Origin of the sequence: Micromonospora sp. WMMB482, from assembly GCF_019038635.1 — a bacterium.
Lineage (GTDB): Bacteria > Actinomycetota > Actinomycetes > Mycobacteriales > Micromonosporaceae > Micromonospora > Micromonospora marina.
This window is the reverse complement of sequence record NZ_JAHOPD010000020.1, coordinates 6,181,375-6,199,887: the sequence shown is the minus strand read 5'-3', so window position 1 is coordinate 6,199,887 and position 18,513 is coordinate 6,181,375. Positions and strand designations below refer to the sequence as shown.

The following is an 18,513-nucleotide window of genomic DNA, read 5'->3' as shown; positions in this document are numbered from 1 at the left end:
AGCGAAGGAGTCTCCGATGACCACCACATCGAGTCCGCCGTTCGTGTTGCCGACCGCCCAGGCCCAGACCTCGATCGACCCGGCCGCGATCCTGCACTCGGGCAACGCCGGCGTCATCGTCGAACGGGTCGGTCAGTTGCGTGCCGAGTTCCGCTCCGAGGCCCGGCAGTTCGCCCGGGAGCTGTCGGAGTACCTCAACACCAACTACGCCGGCATCATCACGGTGTTCGTCTACGAGGAGACCTTCGGCACGAAGGACCGCCTCCACTGGCTGATGCACCTGAAGTCGCTGCACGCGTACGAGACGTTGATCGAGATGGGCAGCCGCGACGCCGGCTGGCGGGACATCATCATGCGCCAGCGCATCGACCCCGCCCGCGGCGGCGGCACGTGGGACCGGATGTTCCTCGACGGCGACCTGCACGAGACGGTGCTCATCCCGTCGGCCTTCGGCATGTACGGCACGTCGGACGAGACGCCGGACTCGGTGCGGACCACCGAGGGCGCCGCCACGTTCGCCGTACCCACCGCGCAGCTGCAGACCGACGTGCCGGTCGAGGAGCAGCTCAACTCCGCCACCTGCGGCATCCTCATGCACCGCACCGGCGAGCTGCGCTACGAGTTCCGGGCCGAGGGACGCGCGTTCGCCCGGGCGCTGTGCGAGAGCTGGAACCGGGCGCTGGCCGGCCACGCCACCATCTACCTGTACGAGGAGGCGTTCGGCCGGTCCGACCGCATCCACCACTTCATCCACCTGAAGTCGCTCAGCTCGTACTACACGCTGATGGGCGTCCGCGCGATGAGCGACCCGGCCACCCGCGAGGTGTTCACCCGCCAGTGGATCCCGGAGGAGAAGGGCGGCGGCGGCTGGGAACGGATGTTCGTCCAGTCCAGCCTGTCCGACCTGTCGCTCACGCCCCAGCACTGGGGCATGTACGCCACCAAGACGGAGCGGTGACCGATGCCCGTGACTGACTGCCTGCACACGATCTTCTCCCGGCGGGCGGCGGAACAGCCGCACCGGATCGCGGTGACCTGCGGCGACCACCGGCTGTCCTACAGCGAGCTGGACCGCCTGTCCGGCGAGCTGGCCGAGCGGCTGCGCGGGTACGGGGTCCGCCCCGGCGTCCACGTCGGAGTGTGCGTCGACCGCTCGGTCGACCTGGTCGTGTGCGTCCTGGCGGTGGTGAAGGCGGGCGGCGCCTATGTGCCGGTGGACGCCGAGCATCCGGCCGCGCGGGTCGCTGCGGTGCTGGCCGGCAGCCGGGTTCCGGTGACGGTGGCGGTCACCCGGACCGCGGACTCGCTCGCGGAGTGGTCGGGCCCGGTGCTGTGGGCCGACGACAGCGAGGACGACGACGACACCGACGGCGAGGACACCGACGGCGAGGCGGCAGACGGCGAGGTCGCGGCCGGCGCCGGCCCGGCGGACCGGGCCGTCGGCGCGGACGCGGTACGGGAGCCCGCCGGTGAGGCCGGGCCGGACGACCCCGCATACGTCATCCACACGTCGGGTTCCACCGGGGCGCCGAAGGGCGTGGAGGTGTCGCACCGCAGCGTCGTGGCGCTGCTGGAGCACGGCGCCGAGCGGTTCGGCTTCAGCGGCGACGACACGTGGACGCTGTTCCACTCGATCGGCTTCGACTTCTCGGTCTGGGAGCTGTGGGGGGCGCTGCTGTCCGGCGGGCGGCTCGTCGTCGTACCGGGGCGCGTCGCCCGGACCCCGGCGCTGATGCTGGACCTGGTGCGGCGCGAACAGGTCACGGTGCTCAACCAGACCCCGTCGGCGTTCCGCCAGCTCGCCGCCGCCTACCTGGCCGACGAGGGCCCGGACGAGCTGCGCCTGGTGGTGTTCGGCGGCGAGCGGCTCGACGTCGCGGTGCTGGCGCCGTGGATCGCCCGGCGCGGCGACGACCGGCCGGAGCTGGTCAACATGTACGGCATCACCGAGGTGACGGTGCACGCCACCGCCCGCCGGATCGTCGCGGCGGACCTCGACCGGCCGTCGGTGAGCCCGATCGGCCGGCCCCTTCCCGGCGTACGGGTCGAGCTGCGCGACGAGACCGGCGCGGTGGTGCCGGACGGCACGCCGGGGGAGTTGTACGTGGCGGGCGCCGGGCTGGCGCGGGGCTACCTGCACCAGCCGGAGCTGACCGCCGAGCGTTTCGCCACCTCCGGCGGTGAGCGCTGGTACCGCTCCGGGGACCGGGCCGTGCGCACCGACGGCGAACTGGTCTACCTCGGCCGGGTCGACAGGCAGTTGAAGGTCCGCGGCTACCGGATCGAGCCGGGCGAGGTGGAGGCGGCGGTCCTGGCCCACCCGGGCGTCGGCACCGTGCTGGTGACCGCCCAGGACTTCGGCGAGGGCGACGTACGCCTGGCCGCCTACGTCGCGCCCCCGCCGGGCGCGGACCCGGCCGGGCTCACCGAGGCGGACCTCGCCGCGACAGTGGCGGACCTGCCCGGCTATCTGCGACCGTCCCGCTTCCACGTGGTCGCCGACATCCCGCTCACCGTGCAGGGCAAGGCCGACGTGGCCGTCCTCGACCGCCTGGCCGACCTGGCCGGACCGGCCGAACCGGCCGACGCCGTGTCCGGGGTGAAGGCGATCGCCGACGAGGTGCTGCGCCGCGACGTACCGGTGGACGGCGACCTGTTCGACCTGGGCGCCACGTCGCTGGCACTCACCCGGATCGTGGCCATGGTGAACGACCGGTTCGGCATCGCGCTGACCGGCGCCGAGATGGAGGAGCCCACTGTCGGGTGCCTCGCCGAGGTGGTGGACGCGTCCCGACGCCACCATTCCCTGCAACAGGTAGGAGGATGACATGGAGGACGACTACACGCTCACCGACGAGGAACTGGCCGGCTTCCACCGCAACGGGTACTTCGGCCCGTTCCCGGTGTACGAGGTCGAGGAGATGCAGCGGCGGTGGCGGCGGGAACGGCTGCGCCTGCTGGACCGCTCGCACGCGGTCTACCAGGACGAGGCGGCGCTGTCCGGCAACACGAACATCTCCAACTACGACCGGCACCTGGACAACGAGTTCCTGGCCGACCACATCTGCCACCCGCGGATCGTCGACCGTGTCGTCAGCGTGCTCGGCCCGGACGTGCAGTGCTGGCGGTCGGAGTTCTTCCCCAAGTACCCCGGCGACGAGGGCACCGACTGGCACCAGGCCGACACGTTCGCCAACGCCTCCGGCAAGCCGCAGATCCTCTGGCCCGGCGACGCGAAGGACTTCGGCGGCACGATCACCGTCTGGACGGCCTTCACCGAGGCCAACGAGGAGACAGGCTGCCTCCAGTTCATCCCCGGCACCCACCGGACGATGTTCTACGACGAGACCAAGAAGATGCACTACGACCCGTCCTCCATCAACAGCACCGACAAGGACGGCGTACGCCGCGGCTTCTTCGGCTACGACTACCGCGAGCTGCAGATCGACCCGGACTGGAAGCCCGACGAGTCCAAGGCGGTGTCGATGGTGATGCGGCCCGGCGAGGCGATCATGTTCTGGTCCACGCTGATGCACGCGTCGCTGCCGCACGCGGGGCGTACCGAGGAGATGCGGCTCGGCTTCGCCGGCCGGTACGTGCCGGTGTCGGTGGACGTGTACCCGGACACCGACGTCATCGAGGAGTACGGCGGCGCCGTGTCGCTGGACCGCTGGGGCTCGGTGCTCGTCGCGGGACACAACGGCAACCCGCACAACCGGATGGCGACCGAGACCACGCGCGGCCACCGGTTCACCCGGCGGGACCGCCCCGGGGCGCGGGTGTCACCGGCATGACCGTCTTCGAGGTCGTGAAGGCGAGCCTCGTCGAGGTCGTCCCGGACGTCGACCCGGCCAGCGTCACCGCCGGGCGCACGCTGAGCGACCTCGGCTGCACGAGCATCGACCGGGCCGAGGTCGTGACGCTGGCCATGGAGCGGCTCGGCATCGTGGTGCCGATCTCCGAGTTCCGCGACGTCAACGACCTCGACCGGATCGTCGAGCTGCTGCGGACGCACATGTGAGCACGGTCGCGGTGACCGGCACCGGGATCGTCTGCGCGATCGGCGCGGACCTCCCGTCGTTCACCACGGCGCTGCGCGCGGGCCGCAGCGGTGTCGTCGGCACCGCTGACGGCCTCGCCGCGCCGATCACCGGGTGGTCGTTCGAGGACGCGGTGGCCGGCGCGCCCGAGCCGCTGCGCCGCCGGGCGGTCCGGGCCGCGGCCCGCGCGCCGCAGCCGGTGCGGGCCGCGGTCGCGGCGGCGCTCCAGGCGTGGACCGGGGCCGGCCTGCCCGGCGCCGGGATCCCCGGCGACCGGGTCGGGGTCGTGGTGGCCGGACACAACCTGACCGCCCGGTACACGCACGAGCTGCACCGGGCCTGGCAGGAGCGGCCGGCGTACCTGCCGGCTCGGTTCGCCCTGCACGTCCAGGACACCGACCACGTCGGGACGCTCAGCGAGGTGCTGTCGGCGACCGGCGAGGGGTTCACCGTCGGCGGCGCCTCGGCCAGCGGCAACGTCGGCATCGTGCACGCCGCCCGGCTGGTCGCCGCCGGCGCGGTGGACTGCTGCGTCCTGGTCGGCGCGGTCACCGAGCTGACACCGATGCACCACCGGGGCTTCGCCGTGCTCGGCGCGCTCGCCGAGCCGGGTGGCGAACCGGCCGCCGCCTGCCGGCCGTTCGACCAGGACCGGCGCGGTTTCGTGCCCGGCGAGGCCGCCGCCGCGCTGGTGCTGGAACACCCGGTCGCAGCGGCCCGGCGCGGTGCGGACGTCCTGGCGACGGTGGCCGGGTACGCGCTCGGCCTGGACGCCAACCGGCTCGCCGACCCCGACGCGGCCGGGCAGGCCCGCGTGATCCGGGCCGCCCTGGCCGCCGCGGGGCTGGCCCCGCACGAGGTGGACTACGTCAACGCCCACGCCACCGGTTCCCGGCTGGGCGACGAGACGGAACTCGCGTCGCTGCACGACGTGCTCGGCGCCGCCGCCGGCCGGCCGTGGGTGAACGCCACCAAGGCGCTGACCGGTCACTGCCTCGGCTCGGCCGGGGTGGTCGAGGCCGTCGCCACCGTCGCGCAGCTCACCGGCGGTTTCGTGCACCCCAACCCGAACCTGGCCCGACCGATCGATGCCCGGATCCGGTTCGCCGGCCCCGGGCCCGAGCCCGCCCGGCTGCGGTACGCGCTGTCCACCGGCTTCGGCTTCGGGGGCATCAACACGGCCGTGGTCCTCGCCCGTACCGCCGATGGAGGTTGAACGATCATGTACGACGTCGTCGTCGTCGGGGCCCGCTGCGCGGGCGCGCCGACCGCCATGCTCCTGGCCCGCCAGGGCCACCGGGTGCTGCTGCTGGACCGCAGCGCCTTCCCGGCCGACAAGCTCTCCACGCTGTACATCCAGCAGCCGGGCGTCGCTCGGCTGGCCCGCTGGGGTCTGCTGGACGCGCTGCGGGCCACCGGCTGCCCGCCGCTGGACCACGTCGTCTACGAGCTGGGTGACGTACGCGTCGAGGGCTGCTGCAGCGGCATCGACGGCATCCGCGCGGCGTACGCGCCCCGCCGCTCGGTCCTGGACCCGCTGCTGGCCGGCGCCGCGGTCGACGCCGGCGCCGAGTTCCGTGACGACTGCCGGGTCACCGGCCTGCTGTGGGAGGACGACCGGGTCGCCGGGGTGCGCACCGACCGCGGCGACGAGCGGGCCGCGCTGGTCGTCGGCGCCGACGGGATGCGCTCCACCGTCGCCCGGCTCACCGGCGCGCCGACGACGACGTCCCACCCGCCGCTGACCTGCGCGTACTACGCGTTCTGGGACGGGCCGAAGACGCACTTCGAGATGTACGAGGGCGACACCGGCTGGGTGTCGGCGGTGCCGACGAACGACGGCGCGGTGCTCATCGCCGCCTACTACCCGCAGCAGCGCTTCGACGAGGTCCGGCACGACGCGCGCGCGGCCTACCTCGACAACGTCCGGACCAACGCGCCGCGGCTGTACGAGCAGATGGAACGCGGCCGGCAGATCGGCGGCGTGCACGGCACCGGCGACCAGCAGAACTTCTTCCGCCGCGCGCACGGGCCCGGCTGGGCACTCGTCGGCGACGCCGGCCACCACAAGGATTCGCTGACCGCGCGCGGCATCGCCGACGCGTTCATGCAGGCCGACCTGCTCGCCGGGTCGGTGGGCGAGCACCTGGGCGACCGGACGCGGCTCGACGCCGCGCTGGCCGACTACGACCGGGAACGCGAGCAGCGGCTGATGGAGAACTACCAGGCGACCCTGCTGGTTGCCCAGGCCGAGGCGCGGGACAAGCGCCGCGCGTTGCTGCGTGCCGTCGGCAGCAGCCCCGAGCTGACCACCCGCTACTTCGACGCGGTGGCCGGGATCGTGTCGCTGCGGGAGCTGTACACCCCGGAACTGATGGCGCTGATGTCCGCCCCTACGGCCCCCTGACACCGCGCCCTATTGAGCAGACACCCGTGCCGATGATCGGCGACCGTCAGATCCGCAGACGTCTTGCGATCCGATTTCACCGGCACGACTCTTTGTGGAGGAACCATGTCGCCCACCCCGTACGACTCGCCCTTCAATCGCCGCGCGCTGCTCCGGATGGGGCTCGTCGCGGGCGCCGCGGTGGCCGGCGTGCCCCTGCTGTCGGCCTGCGGCGACGACGACGAGCAGCCGTCGCCGGCGGCGGCCGGCGGGGGGTCGCTGGCGGTGCTGAAGGTGGGCGCGCCGAACGCGGTCACCGACGCCGAAGCCGGCAACCCGCTGCTGACCAGCATCGGCGCGACCCTCATCGTGATGCGGCACGTGTACGACTCGCTGATGGTGCTCGACAACGGCGAGTACAAGTACCAGCTCGCCGAGTCGGTGCAGCCCAACGCCGACGGCAGCGTGTGGACGATCAACCTGCGTTCCGGAGTCACCTTCCACGACGGCAAGCCGGTCACCGCCGCCGACGTGGTGCACAGCATCCGTACGCTCGGCGCCAAGCCCAGCAACCGGGCCTCCGTCTACGCCAACGTCGACCTCGCGAAGGTGACAGCCGTCGACGACCGCACTGTCACGGTCCCGCTGCTGACCCCCCGCGGCGACTTCAAGGAAGCCGTCCTCGTCGTCTTCTCGCCGGTCTTCCCGGCCGGCATGACCGAGTTCAGCAAGCCGATCGGCTCGGGCCCGTACCGGCTGGCCGAGCGCAACGGCACCACGACCCGGCTGGTCGCCAACGAGCAGTACTGGGGTGGCAAGCCGAGCGTGGCCGAACTCCAGATCGTCGGCATCCTCGACGCCGGTGCCCGGCTGTCGGCGCTGAAGGCGGGACAGGTCGACTACGCCGTCAGCATCAGCTCCACCGGCGCGAAGACCGAGGCGGCGAACAGCGAGCTCACCGTCGTCCGCGGCGGTCCGGCGAACGCCAACGCGCTGTCGTTCGCGATGAACCAGAAGCTCGCGCCGTTCGACGACGTCCGGGTTCGCCAGGCGGTCCGGCTCGCGGTGGACCGGCAGGCCCTCGTCGACAACGCGCTGCTCGGGCTCGGCTCGACCGCCGACGACGTGGTCGGCAAGAGCCTGCCCGGCTACGCCGACCTGCCGGCGCGCGCCCGTGACCTGGAGCAGGCCAAGCGGCTGTTCACCGAGGCCGGGATCACCAAGCTCACGCTGCGGACCGGCGAGATCGTCCCCGGCATGCTCAACGCCAGCCGGCTGATGGCACAGCAGCTCAAGGAGGCGGGCGTCGAGCTGACCCTCCAGGAGATCTCACCCGACGCCTACTACGCCGACCTCATGACGCTGGCCACGCACCCGTTCCAGGCGTTCTACTACGTCAACCGGCCGGCCGCCGTGCACCTGTCGGCGGTCACCCACGGCAAGGCGCCGTTCAACGTCACCGGCACGTCGGCGGCCTACCAGGCGCGGCTGGCCAAGGCCCAGGCGACAGTGGACGACAACGCCCGCGCCGAGGCGTTCAAGGCGTTGCAGGAGGAGTTCTACAAGGAGGGCGGCGACCTGCTCTGGGGCTTCCAGGAGCAGCTCGACGCCGCCCGTAAGGGGATCAGCGGGGTCCGCACGATGCAGTCGGTCCAGCTGTTCGACCGGGCGACCGGGCCGGCGTGACCGCGCTCGGGTTCCTGGCCCGACGGCTGCTGGCGACGGTGGCCACGCTGTTCGCGGTGGCGGTGGTGCTCTTCGCCGGCTCGGAGGTGCTCCCGGGTGACGCCGCGTCGGCGTCACTCGGGCCCGACGCCACCATCGAGGAGGTCGCGCAGCGCCGGGCCGAACTCGGTGTCGACCGGCCCTGGCCGGTGCGGTTCGTCGAGTGGGGGACCGCGGCGCTGCGTCTCGACCTGGGCACCAGCACCTCGATGCACCGGCCGGTGGTGGACGTCGTGGCCGAGCCGCTGGCCGCCACCGGCCTCCTGGTCGGCCTCACCGCGGCGGTGACGGTGCCGCTGGCGATGGGACTGGGGCTGCTCACCGGGCTGCGGCCGGGCGGCCGGGTGGACCGCGCGGTGTCGGCTGTCGCGGTGGTGGCGGTGTCGATCCCGCAGTTCGTCACCGCCGGTCTGCTCGTGCTGGTCTTCGCCGACCTGTGGCCGCTGCTGCCGGCGATCTCGCTGCCGCCGCTGGGCGGCGGGCCGCTGGACCGGCCGGAGATCCTGGTGCTGCCGGTGGCCGCGCTGACACTGTTCGGCGCGGCCTGGGCGAGCCGGATCGTGCGGGCCACCGTCATCGACGCGGACGCGATGCCCCACGTCGAGGCGGCCCGGCTGGCCGGGCTGCCCGAGCGGGTGGTCGTGGCGCGGCACCTGCTGCCCGCGGCGGCGCCGCCGTGCGCGCAGACGTTCGCGTGGCTGCTGTCCGGACTGTTCGGCGGCACCACAGTGGTCGAGGTGGTCTTCAACTACCCGGGCCTGTCGCAGACGCTGGTGGCGGCGGTCCGCAACCACGACACCGCCGTCCTGGAGGGCGTCGGGCTGCTGCTCGCCGCGATCATCCTCGTCTCGTTCATCGTGGCCGACCTGCTCGTCCTCGCGGTCGACCCCCGGCTGCGGGTGGCCGCCCGATGAGGGCCGCGCGGTGGCTGCTCGCCGGGGCGGCCGCGGCCGTGGTGCTGCTCGTGCTGGGGGTGGCGCTGTTCGGCCCGCTGTTCGCCGGCGAGCCGGAGCGGATCGTCGGGTTGCCGTACAGCGCCCCGACGGCGGGTAGCCCGCTGGGCACCGACAGCGCCGGACGGGACGTGCTGGACCGGGTGCTGGCCGGCGGGCGGCCGCTGGTGGCCGTGCCGGTGGTGGCGACGATCCTGGCGACAGTGCTCGGTCTGGTGCTGGGCCTGCTCGGCGGCTACTTCGCCGGGATCACCGACGCCGTGGTCTCCCGGCTGGACTACCTGCTGCTGGGCCTGCCGCCGGTGCTGATCCTGCTGGTGCTGCTGCACGGCTGGGGGTACAGCGCCACCACGATGATCATCGTGGTGGTGCTGACGGGCACGCCGTTCGTGTCCCGGGTGACCCGCGCCGAGACGCTCCGCGCGGTCGAGGACGGGTACGTGGTGGCCGCGTACGCCGGCGGCGACTCGCACCTGTCGGTCATCGTCCGGGAGATCCTGCCGAACATCGTCCGGCCGGTGCTCGCCGACTTCGGCACCCGCCTCGCCATCGCGGTCACGCTGACGGCGGCGGCGGCGTTCCTCGGCTTCGGCTCCAGCGGCCCGAACTGGGGGGCCATGATCAGCCAGAACGTCGAGGGCATCCAGCTCACCCCGTGGGGCGTCGCGGTGCCGGCGATCCTGCTCGGTGTGCTCACCGTCGCCGCGAACCTCGGCATCGACCGGATCGTCGGGCGGGTGCTGCGATGATCGAGATCAGTGGGCTGCGGGTGGAGGACGCCGCCGGCCGCGTCGTCCTGGAGAACCTGTCGTTGCGGGTCGCCGAGGGGGAGCGGGTCGCCGTCGTCGGCGAGTCCGGGGCGGGCAAGACGACACTGGCGATGGCCCTCGTCGGCGCGGTACGGCGCGGACTGCGGGTGGCCGGAGGCACGGTCGTGGTCGACGGGCACGACGTGCTGACGGCCTCCGGTGCCGAGGTGCGCCGGGTCCGGCGGCGGGTGCTGGCGTACCTCCCGCAGGATCCGCCGTCGGCGCTGAGCCCGACGCTGCGGGTCCGGGCACAGATCCGGGAACTGGCCGCGGACCGGTCCGATACGGCCGTCAGCCGAGGGCTGGTCGAGGTGGGACTGCCCGGCGACCGGGCCTTCCTGCGCCGGTACCCGCACCAGCTCTCGGGCGGCCAGCAGCAACGCCTGGCGCTGGCCCGGCTGCTGGCCGGCGATCCGCGCGGCCTGGTGCTGGACGAGCCGACCACGGGCCTGGACGGGCTGGTGCGCAAGCAGGTGCTCGACCAGCTGGACCGGCTCTCCGCCGACCGCGGGCTGGCGGTCGTGTTCGTCACCCACGACCTCGCCGCGGCGGCCCGGATGACCGACCGCCTGATCGTGCTGCGGGGCGGCGTGGTGGTGGAGCAGGGACCGACCGCGCAGGTGCTCACCCGCCCGGCCGCCGCGTACACCCGGGATCTGCTCGCCGCGGTGCCGGACCTGCCGGCCGAGATGCGCCGCCGCGCCGCCACGCCGGTGCGGGGGGCGGAGGTCCTGACCGTGTCCGGGCTGACCGTGCCGCGCGGCGGCCGGGTCGTCCTGGACGACGTGTCCCTGCGGTTGCGCGCGGGCGAGGCCCTGGCCCTGCTCGGCACGTCGGGCTGCGGCAAGACGACGCTCGCCCGGGCCGTCGTCGGGACGCTGCGCCCCAGCGCGGGCCGGGTGACGCTGTCCGGCGAGGTCCTGGAACCGACGCTCGGACGCCGGCCGGTGCACCAGCGACGCCGCATGCAGCTCATCCCGCAGGACTCCGGCGGGTCGCTGAACCCACGGCGGCCGGTGGGCGCGGCGATCGGGCGGGTGGTCCGCCTGGCCGGTGGGATGACGGCCGAGGCGGTGGCGGCGGAGACCCGCCGGCTGATGGGGCTCGTCGGCCTGCCGGGGGAGCTGGCGTCGCGGCTGCCACGGGAGCTGTCCGGCGGGCAGCGGCAACGCGTCGCGATCGCCCGCGCGCTCGCCGCCGGGGCCGACGTGCTCGTCTGCGACGAGATCACGTCGAACCTCGACGCCCAGGTGGCGGCCTCGGTCCTGGCCCTGCTCGACTCGCTGCGGCGGACCCTGGGCCTGGCGGTGCTCATCGTGACGCACGACCTCGGTGTGATCGCCCGCAACGCGGACCGGGTCGCCGTGCTCAGCGGCGGGCGGATCGTCGAGGAGGGGACCGTCGAGCAGGTGTTCGGCAACCCGCGCCACGAGGCGAGCAGGATGCTGCTGGACGCCGCGCGGCCCGTCACGGCCGCGGCGGACGTGCCGTGACCGCCCGAGGCGGAGGGCCGCTCCCGGCTTCCCGGGAGCGGCCCTCCGCCTCGACCTCAGCGCGTCAGACGATCTCGTCGAGGAGCTCGTAGTTCAGCGTGAAGGTGTGGCTGCCGTCCTCCAGCTTGCGCATGGTGGCGGTGCCCTGGATGCCGGCGAGCCCCTCGGTGCCGGTCCCCGGCACGATGTGCCACTCGGCGCCGCCCTCCTCGTCGCTCATCAACCCGACGGCCTGGTGCTGGAGCATGAAACTGCCCTTGGAGCCGCCGATCGACACCTCGATCACTTCGTGACCGACGTATCCGGCGCCGCCCTTGCCATAGGCGAACAGGAACTGCGCGCGGCTGGTGCCCTCGAGCTCACCGGAATACGTCTTGGTGACCGAGGCCCGCGAGAATTTCATGCCGTCGGGGGTTTCCTGCCACTCGTCTTCGTCCCAGGAGTCGAGCGTAAATGAAGCGGTCGCGGTGCTCACCTTGTCTCATTCCTTCCGTGGTTCTCTTTCAGTCCCAGACCGAGGCACAGAACGGGTGACCGGCCGGGTCGAGGAAGACCCGCCACTTCGCGTCGCCGGGTTGGTCAGCGGGTTTCGTCGCACCCAGGCGCAGCAACTCGGTCTCGGCCGTCTCGATGTCGTCGACGGCCAGGTCGAGGTGCAGTTGCTGGGGAACCGTCTGCCCGGGCCACTCCGGAGGCCGGTAGTTCTCCACCCGCTGCAACGCCACGGCGACGCCGTCACCGTTGCTGAGGAACGCGCCGGACTCCGACTCGTGCACCGGCTCGAGGCCGGCCGCTTCCCGGTAGAAGGCCACCAGCGGGGCGATTTCGGAACAATCCAGTGTTACCGCCGCCAAGCGACCGACAGCCATTCATGTCTCCTGGAGATTTGTCGTCCGATCGAAAGCGTGGCCCGAGCCTAGCAATCCGCCGTCGTCCACGCCACGGTTGCCGGGTGTGTCGCGACCGGGCCTGCTCTTTAGACGGTTGCGAATGGACGGCACGCCCCGAAGGCTCGGCAGCATACCGGCTGAACCGTCGGCGGCGCCACCGTTGCACCAATCGAGTTGCCCTCACTTCGTGCTCACAACAGCGCAGCGTCAAGCGCACCCGTCCGCCACGATTCGCCGGTACCCAATCACCGGCGTGGAGGAGAACACGGTGGAAGGCTTCGAGATCTTCACCTACGGGGACGCCGTCGCCGACGTCTTCGACGGGACGGGATGGGCCGGCGACCCGGGTGACACCGAGGAGACGATCGAGTGGCTCGCCGAGAACGCCGGCGGCGGGCCCGTCCTCGAACTCGGCGTCGGCACCGGCCGGGTCGCCGTCCCGCTGGCCCGCAGGGGCATCGAGGTGCACGGCATCGACGCGTCGGAGGGAATGCTGACGCAGCTGCGCGACAAACCCGGCGGCGAGCTGGTGCACGTGCACGTGCAGGACTTCACCGACTTCACGCTGCCGTACAAGTTCTCGCTGGCCTACGCGGTCTTCGACACCCTGCCGTTCATCACCGACCAGGAGGAGCAGATCCGCTGCTTCCAGAAGGTCGCCGACGTCCTGGAGCCGGGCGGCCGGTTCGTGATCCAGACGTCCATCCCCGACCCGGCGCGGTACGACCGCAACCAGCGCACCCAGACCGTACGGGTGGAGAAGGACCACGTGGTGATGACGTTCACCCGGCGCGAGCGGATCTCCCAGTGCTCGTCGATCCAGTTCGCGGTCCTGCGGCCCGACGGCATCCGGTTCTTCCCGATGCGCATCCGCACCGTCATGCCGTCCGAGATGGACCTGATGGCCCGCCTCGGCGGGCTCACCATGGAGTCGCGCTGGGGCCACTGGGACGGACGACCACTGCGCGACTCCGACGAGCGGCACATCACCGTCTACCGCAAGTAGGGCGGCGGATCGGTGGAGCACAGCCAGACGAGCGCCGGCGGTGCGGACCGGCGCCTCCGGGTGGTCCTGGTGCAGCAGGGCGTCTGGGACATGCCGCTGGAGTCGCTGCCGCTTGCCTCGGCGTACCTCAAGGCGATGGTGTCCGGCGACGCCGAGCTGGACGCCCGGGTCTCGGTCGAGATCTGCAACTTCCGGGGACGGGTGACGCACGGCGAGATGGCCGCCCGGCTGTTCGCCGGTCCGCTGCCCGACGTGATCGGGTTCTCCGTCTTCGGCTGGAACCAGCGCGCCTTCGGGGCGCTCGCCGCCACCTACAAGCAGCTCAACCCGCAGGGGTGGGTGATCTTCGGCGGCACTCACGTCAGCGCGCAGGCCGACCGTGTGTTCCGGCTCTACCCGGAGATCGACGTGGTGGTCAACGGCGAGGGCGAACTGACCTTCCTCGACCTGCTCCGCGCCCGGCTGGACGGCGTGGCCCCCGACGCCCTCGGCGAGGTGCTGGGCATCTCCTGGCACCGCGCCGACGGCAGCGTGGTCACCAACCCGGACCGGCCCCGGATCGAGGACCTCGACATCATCCCGTCGCCGTTCCTCACCGGAGCCGTCGAACTGCTCGACGCCGACGGCCGGTTCCGCTACGACGTCGCGCTGTTCGAGACCAACCGCGGCTGTCCGTACAAGTGCTCGTTCTGCTACTGGGGCGGCGCGGTCGGCCAGCGGGTACGCGCGTTCTCCCGGGAACGGCTGCGCGCCGAACTGGAACTGTTCGCCCGGTGCGGCGTGCACACGGTGGTCGCCTGCGACGCCAACTTCGGCATGCTGCCGATCGACCTGGAACTCGTCGACGACCTCATCGACATCAAGCGGCGTCACGGGTTCCCGCTGGCCTTCGAGAGCTCGTGGGCCAAGAACAAGTCGAAGGTGTTCTACGAGATCGTGCGGCGGATGAAGGAGGCCGGGCTGCGCAGTTCCTTCACCCTGGCCCTCCAGTCGCTGAACCCGGACGCCCTGACGCTGATGCGCCGGCGGAACATGAAGGTCAACGACTGGCGTGACCTGGTGCGGTGGCTCAACCGGGAAGGGCTGGACTGCTACGCCGAGCTGATCTGGGGCGCGCCGGGTGACACCGTCGAGTCGTTCCTGGCCGGGTACGACGAACTCGCCCAGCACGTGTCCCGGATCGCCGTCTACCCGATCATGCTGCTGCCGAACACCGAGTACGCGGAGAACAAGGAGCTGTACGGCATCGTCGCGCTGCGCGGCGACAACGACGACTTCGAGTACGTGCTCGCCCACCGCACCATGACGTTCGAGGACAACGCGGTGATGCAGCGGTTCCTGTTCTGGGCCCGCGTGATGGCCGAGAACGCGGTCCTGCGTCACTGCTGGCTGCCGCTGCGGCGGCTCGCCGGGTGGGAGCAGTCCCGGGTCTTGAACAGCATCGCCGACTGGGCGGACACCACCACGGCACGGGAGGCGATCCCGCTGCGGGAGGCCGCGATGCGGGGCCACGGCGGGGGCGCGCCGGCGTACGCGGCCGCCATCGGCTACCTCTTCACCGAGGCGGACGGACGGCGGGCGCTGGAGCTGTGGTGGCAGGAGGTGGTGTCGCGGGAGCTCGCCGCCGACGTCCGCCCGTTCCTCGACGAGGTGTACCGCTACGACCTGCTGACCCAGCCGGTCTGCGAGCCGGACGAGCTCCCCGTCGTCGAGATCGGCGGCGTCGAGTACTTCCACCGCCCGGACGTGACCCTGGCGTACGACGTGCCGGGCGTCCTCGCGCGGATGCGCGCCGACGAGCCGGTCTCGCTGGAGCCGGACCCGATCCGGGTCGACATCTACTACCGCACCGGCGCCATGACCGCTGTCATGTCGACGAACCACGAGGAGATCCTGCACTTCATGGGGGAGGTGCGCCGAGCGGGCACCCCACTCACCGTCCCCTGACCGATCGTCGGGGTCCGGAGTGGACCGGGCGCTGCGATACTCGGCACGATGGGGTCGTCGTCGACGTGACTGTGCAGTTCCGGGTGCTGGGTCCGCCGGCGGTCGTCCGGCACGGGCGGGTGGTGCCCCTCGGCGGGCCCAAGCAGCAGGCACTGCTGGCGCTGTTCCTGCTGCGGCCGAACCGGATCGTCGCCGCCGACTGGCTGGTCGACGCGCTCTGGGACGCACGGCCGCCGGCCAGTGCCCGGACCACGCTGCGCACGTACGTGGCCGGGCTGCGCCGGGCGGTGGAACCGGAACGGTCCCCCCGCGAGCCGGCCCGCGTCCTGCGCGGCCACCCCAGAGGGTACGAGCTGCGGGTCGACGCCGGCGCGGTGGACGCGATCCGGTTCGCCGCCCTGGTGGACCGGGCTGCCGACGCGCTCGCGGCCGGGCAGGCGGCGGCCGCCGAGCGGGCGTACACGGAGGCGCTGGCGTTGTGGCGCGGCGAGCCGCTGGCGGGCGTGGCCGACCTGGTGGCGGTGCGCCCGGAGGCGGCCCGGCTGGCCGACCTGCGGCTGAGCGCCGAGGAGGGGCGGTTGACCGCCGCCGTCGCCGCGGGCCGGCACGCGCCGCTGCTGCCGGAGCTGCGCCGGTTCGTCTCGGCGCACCCGCTGCGCGAGGGCGCCCGGGCGCAGTTGATGCTGGCCCTGTACCGGTCGGGGCGGCAGACCGAGGCGCTCGCCGTCTTCGACGAGGGGCGCCGGATCCTGGCCGGCGAGTACGGGATCGACCCCGGCGAGCAGGTCCGCGCGGTGCACCGGCTGATTCTGGAGCAGGCCGTACCGCCGGACCGGAGCAGCCCGGCGCAGTCCGGCGGCCCGGCGGCGGCCGGACGCCCGGCCCCGCCGGAGCGGGACGGCGGACCGCTCGTGGGCCGGGACGCGGAGCTGACGCGGCTGCGGAACACGATGGACGCGGCCACCGGGCACGGCGGGCGGGTGCTGACGCTGGTGGGGGAGGCCGGCATCGGCAAGACCCGCCTCGCTGCGGCGCTCGGCGCGCGGGCCGCGGAGACCGGCGTCCCGGTGGTCTGGGGCCGCTGTCCGGACGTCGGGCAGGCGCCGCCGTTCTGGCTGTGGAGCCAGGTGGTACGCGCGCTGGCGGCGCTGCCGCAGACCGGCGCCACCGGCTCGGCGAGCCGCCTGGACGGGTTCGCCGCCGGCGCGCCGAGCGGACCGGCGGACGGTCGCGCTCTCGACCCCACGGCACGCTTCCAGGTGTACGAGGCGGTGGCGGAACTGGTGCACGCGGCGGCCCGGCAGCACGGGCTGCTCGTGGTCCTGGACGACCTGCACGCCGCCGACCCGGACTCGTTGCTGTTGCTGCGGTTCCTCGCCACCGCCCTGCCCGCGTCCCGGGCACTCGTGGTCGCCACGCTGCGGCCGTACGACGACGACAAGGCCCTGGTGGCGACCGTCGCCGAGCTGGCGCGCGGACCCGCTTCCGTTCAGGTCCGGCTCGCCGGGCTGGACGCCGCGGCGGTCGCCGACCTGGTCCGGGACCGCACCGGCGCGGCGCCGCCGGAGCCGGTGGTGACCCGGCTCGTCACCCGCACCGGCGGGAACCCGTTCTTCCTCACCGAGCTGCTGCGGTCCGGAACCGACGCGGGCGCCGCCGCGGAGCTGCCGCCGAGCATCCGGGACACCGTGCGGCTGCGCCTCGCCGGGCTGCCCGGTCCCACCCGGCGGTGCCTCGACCTGCTCAGCGTGGCTGGACACGACCTGGACCTGGCGGTGCTGGCGGCGGCACTGGACAGCACCGCCGAGGCGGTCGCCGAAGACCTCGCCCCGGCGTACCCGGCCGCGCTGGTGGTCGAGACCGGACCGGGCGCGCTCGCGTTCCGTCATCCGCTGATCGCCGAGGTCACCTACGCCGAGCTGGTCCCGCCGCGCCGGGCCGCGCTGCACGCCCGGCTGGCCGCCGCGTACGAGCGGACGGCCAGCACCGCACCGGCCGAGCTGGCCCACCACTACGGCGAGGCGGCCGGGCTGGGGCACGGCGAGGACCACCTGCGCTGGTCGCTGCGCGCCGCCGACGACGCCACCCGCCGGGTCGCCTACGAGGACGCGCTCGGTCACCTGGAACGCGCCGCGCTCCGGCTGGCCCCGGCCGCGCGGCTCTCACCCGACGCGGCGGCCACCGAGCTGACCGTCCAACTGCACCGCGCGTCCCTGCTCCAGATGACGGTGGGCGTCGGCAGCGACGCGGTCGACCGGGTCTGCGCCCGCGCCCGCGAGCTGCTGACGCTCGCCGGGCCGGACGCCGACATCCGCCACGCGCTCTGGGCGCTCGGCGAACTCGCCGCCAACCGGGCCGAGTTCGCCATCTGCGCCGACCTCGCCGGGCGGCTCGTGCGGGCGCCCGACGACGGCAGTGGGCTGATCGCCGTCGCCGGTGAGTACCTGCTGGGCGCGGTCGCGTACTTCAGCGGCCGCCACGCCGAGGGCGAGCGGCGGCTCACCGCGGGGATCGAGCGGCTGCGCACCGTCGACCAGGCCTTGCTGCGGCGCGAGGCCGGGCGGCGTCCGGTGCTGGCCTGCCACAACTTCCGGGCGCTCGTGCGGTCGATGCGCGGCGACCCGGCCGGCGCGTGGGCCGACATCGCCGCCGCCGAGGCCCTCGCCGAGGAACTCGACGACCCGTACGGCCGGGCCAACGCGGCGCTCTACGCCGCCTGGCTGGCGATGCAGGAACACGATGTCGCCGCGGCCGACGCGGCGGGGCGACGGTGCCGGGACATCGGCCGGGCCACCGGCCTGCCGCACATGACCGCGACCGGCGCGTACTTCCTGGAGTGGGCGGCCGCGCGCGGCGGCGACCGCGGCCGGCTCGACGCGATGCGCGCCGCCGCCGAGGAGTTCTACCGTCCCGGGCTGCGGTCCACCCGGACCATCACGCTCTGCGCGGTGGCCGAGGCGCACCTGACCGGCGGCCGTCCGGACACCGCGGCGGCGCTCGCCGGGGAGGCGCTGGCACTGGCGGACCGGGTGGGCGAGCGCGTCGTCGTCGCGGAGCTGCACCGGATCCGCGGCGTGGCCCGGCGCGACCGCGCGGAGTGGGATCTCGGCGCGCGGATCGCCGCCGAACAGGGAGCGGCTCTGCTGCTGCCCCGGTTCGCCGTTTTCTGACCGGTGTGCAGGCCCGCCTCCACGCCGTCTCCACACCTTTTCCACGCCCGGCTGGTGCCCTGGTCGGTGCGGGACGGCCGGAGCCGTCCGGGAC

At 73.3% G+C, this 18,513-nt stretch carries 15 protein-coding genes; 13 read left to right on the top strand and 2 right to left on the bottom strand.

What is annotated here, in order from left to right:
* The first annotated feature begins 16 nt into the window (after positions 1–16).
* The 10 genes from KSK32_RS30155 (at position 17) to KSK32_RS30110 (ending at position 11,406) form a co-directional block, all read left to right on the top strand.
* A complete protein-coding gene (locus KSK32_RS30155) occupies positions 17–958 on the top strand; it encodes a DUF6039 family protein (protein ID WP_216934908.1) in 942 nt (313 codons plus the stop codon).
* A 3-nt stretch (positions 959–961) separates the two neighbouring features.
* Positions 962–2,827: a non-ribosomal peptide synthetase gene (locus KSK32_RS30150; protein WP_216934906.1), complete on the top strand. Its 1,866-nt coding sequence runs from the start codon at positions 962–964 to the stop codon at positions 2,825–2,827.
* 1 nt (position 2,828) lies between these two features.
* The gene (locus KSK32_RS30145; RefSeq protein WP_216934904.1) at positions 2,829–3,794 is read left to right on the top strand and encodes a chlorinating enzyme; all 966 of its coding nucleotides are present in this window, start codon (positions 2,829–2,831) and stop codon (positions 3,792–3,794) included.
* Complete coding sequence (locus tag KSK32_RS30140; RefSeq protein ID WP_013287026.1) at positions 3,791–4,021, top strand: phosphopantetheine-binding protein; 231 nt, start codon at positions 3,791–3,793, stop codon at positions 4,019–4,021. Before KSK32_RS30145 ends, KSK32_RS30140 begins: the two co-directional genes overlap by 4 nt.
* Positions 4,018–5,256: a beta-ketoacyl synthase N-terminal-like domain-containing protein gene (locus KSK32_RS30135; RefSeq protein WP_216934896.1), complete on the top strand. Its 1,239-nt coding sequence runs from the start codon at positions 4,018–4,020 to the stop codon at positions 5,254–5,256. The genes KSK32_RS30140 and KSK32_RS30135 overlap by 4 nt, the downstream gene beginning before the upstream one ends.
* A 6-nt stretch (positions 5,257–5,262) precedes the next feature.
* Positions 5,263–6,447 carry an NAD(P)/FAD-dependent oxidoreductase gene (locus KSK32_RS30130; RefSeq protein ID WP_216934894.1) on the top strand — a complete coding sequence of 395 codons (1,185 nt, stop codon included), beginning with the start codon at positions 5,263–5,265 and terminating at the stop codon, positions 6,445–6,447.
* A gap of 105 nt (positions 6,448–6,552) precedes the next feature.
* Positions 6,553–8,112 (top strand): ABC transporter substrate-binding protein, encoded by a 1,560-nt coding sequence (locus KSK32_RS30125; RefSeq protein ID WP_216934893.1) that lies wholly within the window; start codon positions 6,553–6,555, stop codon positions 8,110–8,112.
* Positions 8,109–9,065 carry an ABC transporter permease gene (locus tag KSK32_RS30120; RefSeq protein WP_121684474.1) on the top strand — a complete coding sequence of 319 codons (957 nt, stop codon included), beginning with the start codon at positions 8,109–8,111 and terminating at the stop codon, positions 9,063–9,065. Before KSK32_RS30125 ends, KSK32_RS30120 begins: the two co-directional genes overlap by 4 nt.
* A complete protein-coding gene (locus tag KSK32_RS30115) occupies positions 9,062–9,853 on the top strand; it encodes an ABC transporter permease (protein ID WP_216934892.1) in 792 nt (263 codons plus the stop codon). Before KSK32_RS30120 ends, KSK32_RS30115 begins: the two co-directional genes overlap by 4 nt.
* On the top strand, positions 9,850–11,406 hold the full coding sequence (locus KSK32_RS30110) for an ABC transporter ATP-binding protein (RefSeq protein WP_216934891.1): 1,557 nt from the start codon (positions 9,850–9,852) through the stop codon (positions 11,404–11,406). Before KSK32_RS30115 ends, KSK32_RS30110 begins: the two co-directional genes overlap by 4 nt.
* Positions 11,407–11,470: 64 nt before the next feature.
* Here KSK32_RS30110 and KSK32_RS30105 read toward each other — a convergent pair whose 3' ends face one another.
* Both KSK32_RS30105 and KSK32_RS30100 read right to left on the bottom strand, forming a co-directional pair.
* Complete coding sequence (locus tag KSK32_RS30105) at positions 11,471–11,881, bottom strand: DUF3224 domain-containing protein (protein ID WP_216934889.1); 411 nt, start codon at positions 11,879–11,881, stop codon at positions 11,471–11,473.
* A 28-nt stretch (positions 11,882–11,909) separates the two neighbouring features.
* Positions 11,910–12,275, bottom strand: coding sequence for a VOC family protein (locus KSK32_RS30100; RefSeq protein ID WP_216934887.1), 366 nt, complete (start codon positions 12,273–12,275; stop codon positions 11,910–11,912).
* Positions 12,276–12,564: 289 nt separating this feature from the next.
* Between KSK32_RS30100 and KSK32_RS30095 the strand changes: the two genes are divergently transcribed.
* The 3 genes from KSK32_RS30095 (at position 12,565) to KSK32_RS30085 (ending at position 18,419) form a co-directional block, all read left to right on the top strand.
* Positions 12,565–13,302, top strand: a complete 738-nt coding sequence (locus KSK32_RS30095; RefSeq protein WP_013287017.1) for a class I SAM-dependent methyltransferase — start codon at positions 12,565–12,567, stop codon at positions 13,300–13,302.
* Between the two features lie 12 nt (positions 13,303–13,314).
* On the top strand, positions 13,315–15,249 hold the full coding sequence (locus KSK32_RS30090) for a KedN5 family methylcobalamin-dependent radical SAM C-methyltransferase (protein WP_216934885.1): 1,935 nt from the start codon (positions 13,315–13,317) through the stop codon (positions 15,247–15,249).
* A 65-nt stretch (positions 15,250–15,314) separates the two neighbouring features.
* On the top strand, positions 15,315–18,419 hold the full coding sequence (locus KSK32_RS30085; RefSeq protein WP_289256427.1) for a BTAD domain-containing putative transcriptional regulator: 3,105 nt from the start codon (positions 15,315–15,317) through the stop codon (positions 18,417–18,419).
* Positions 18,420–18,513: the final 94 nt, after the last annotated feature.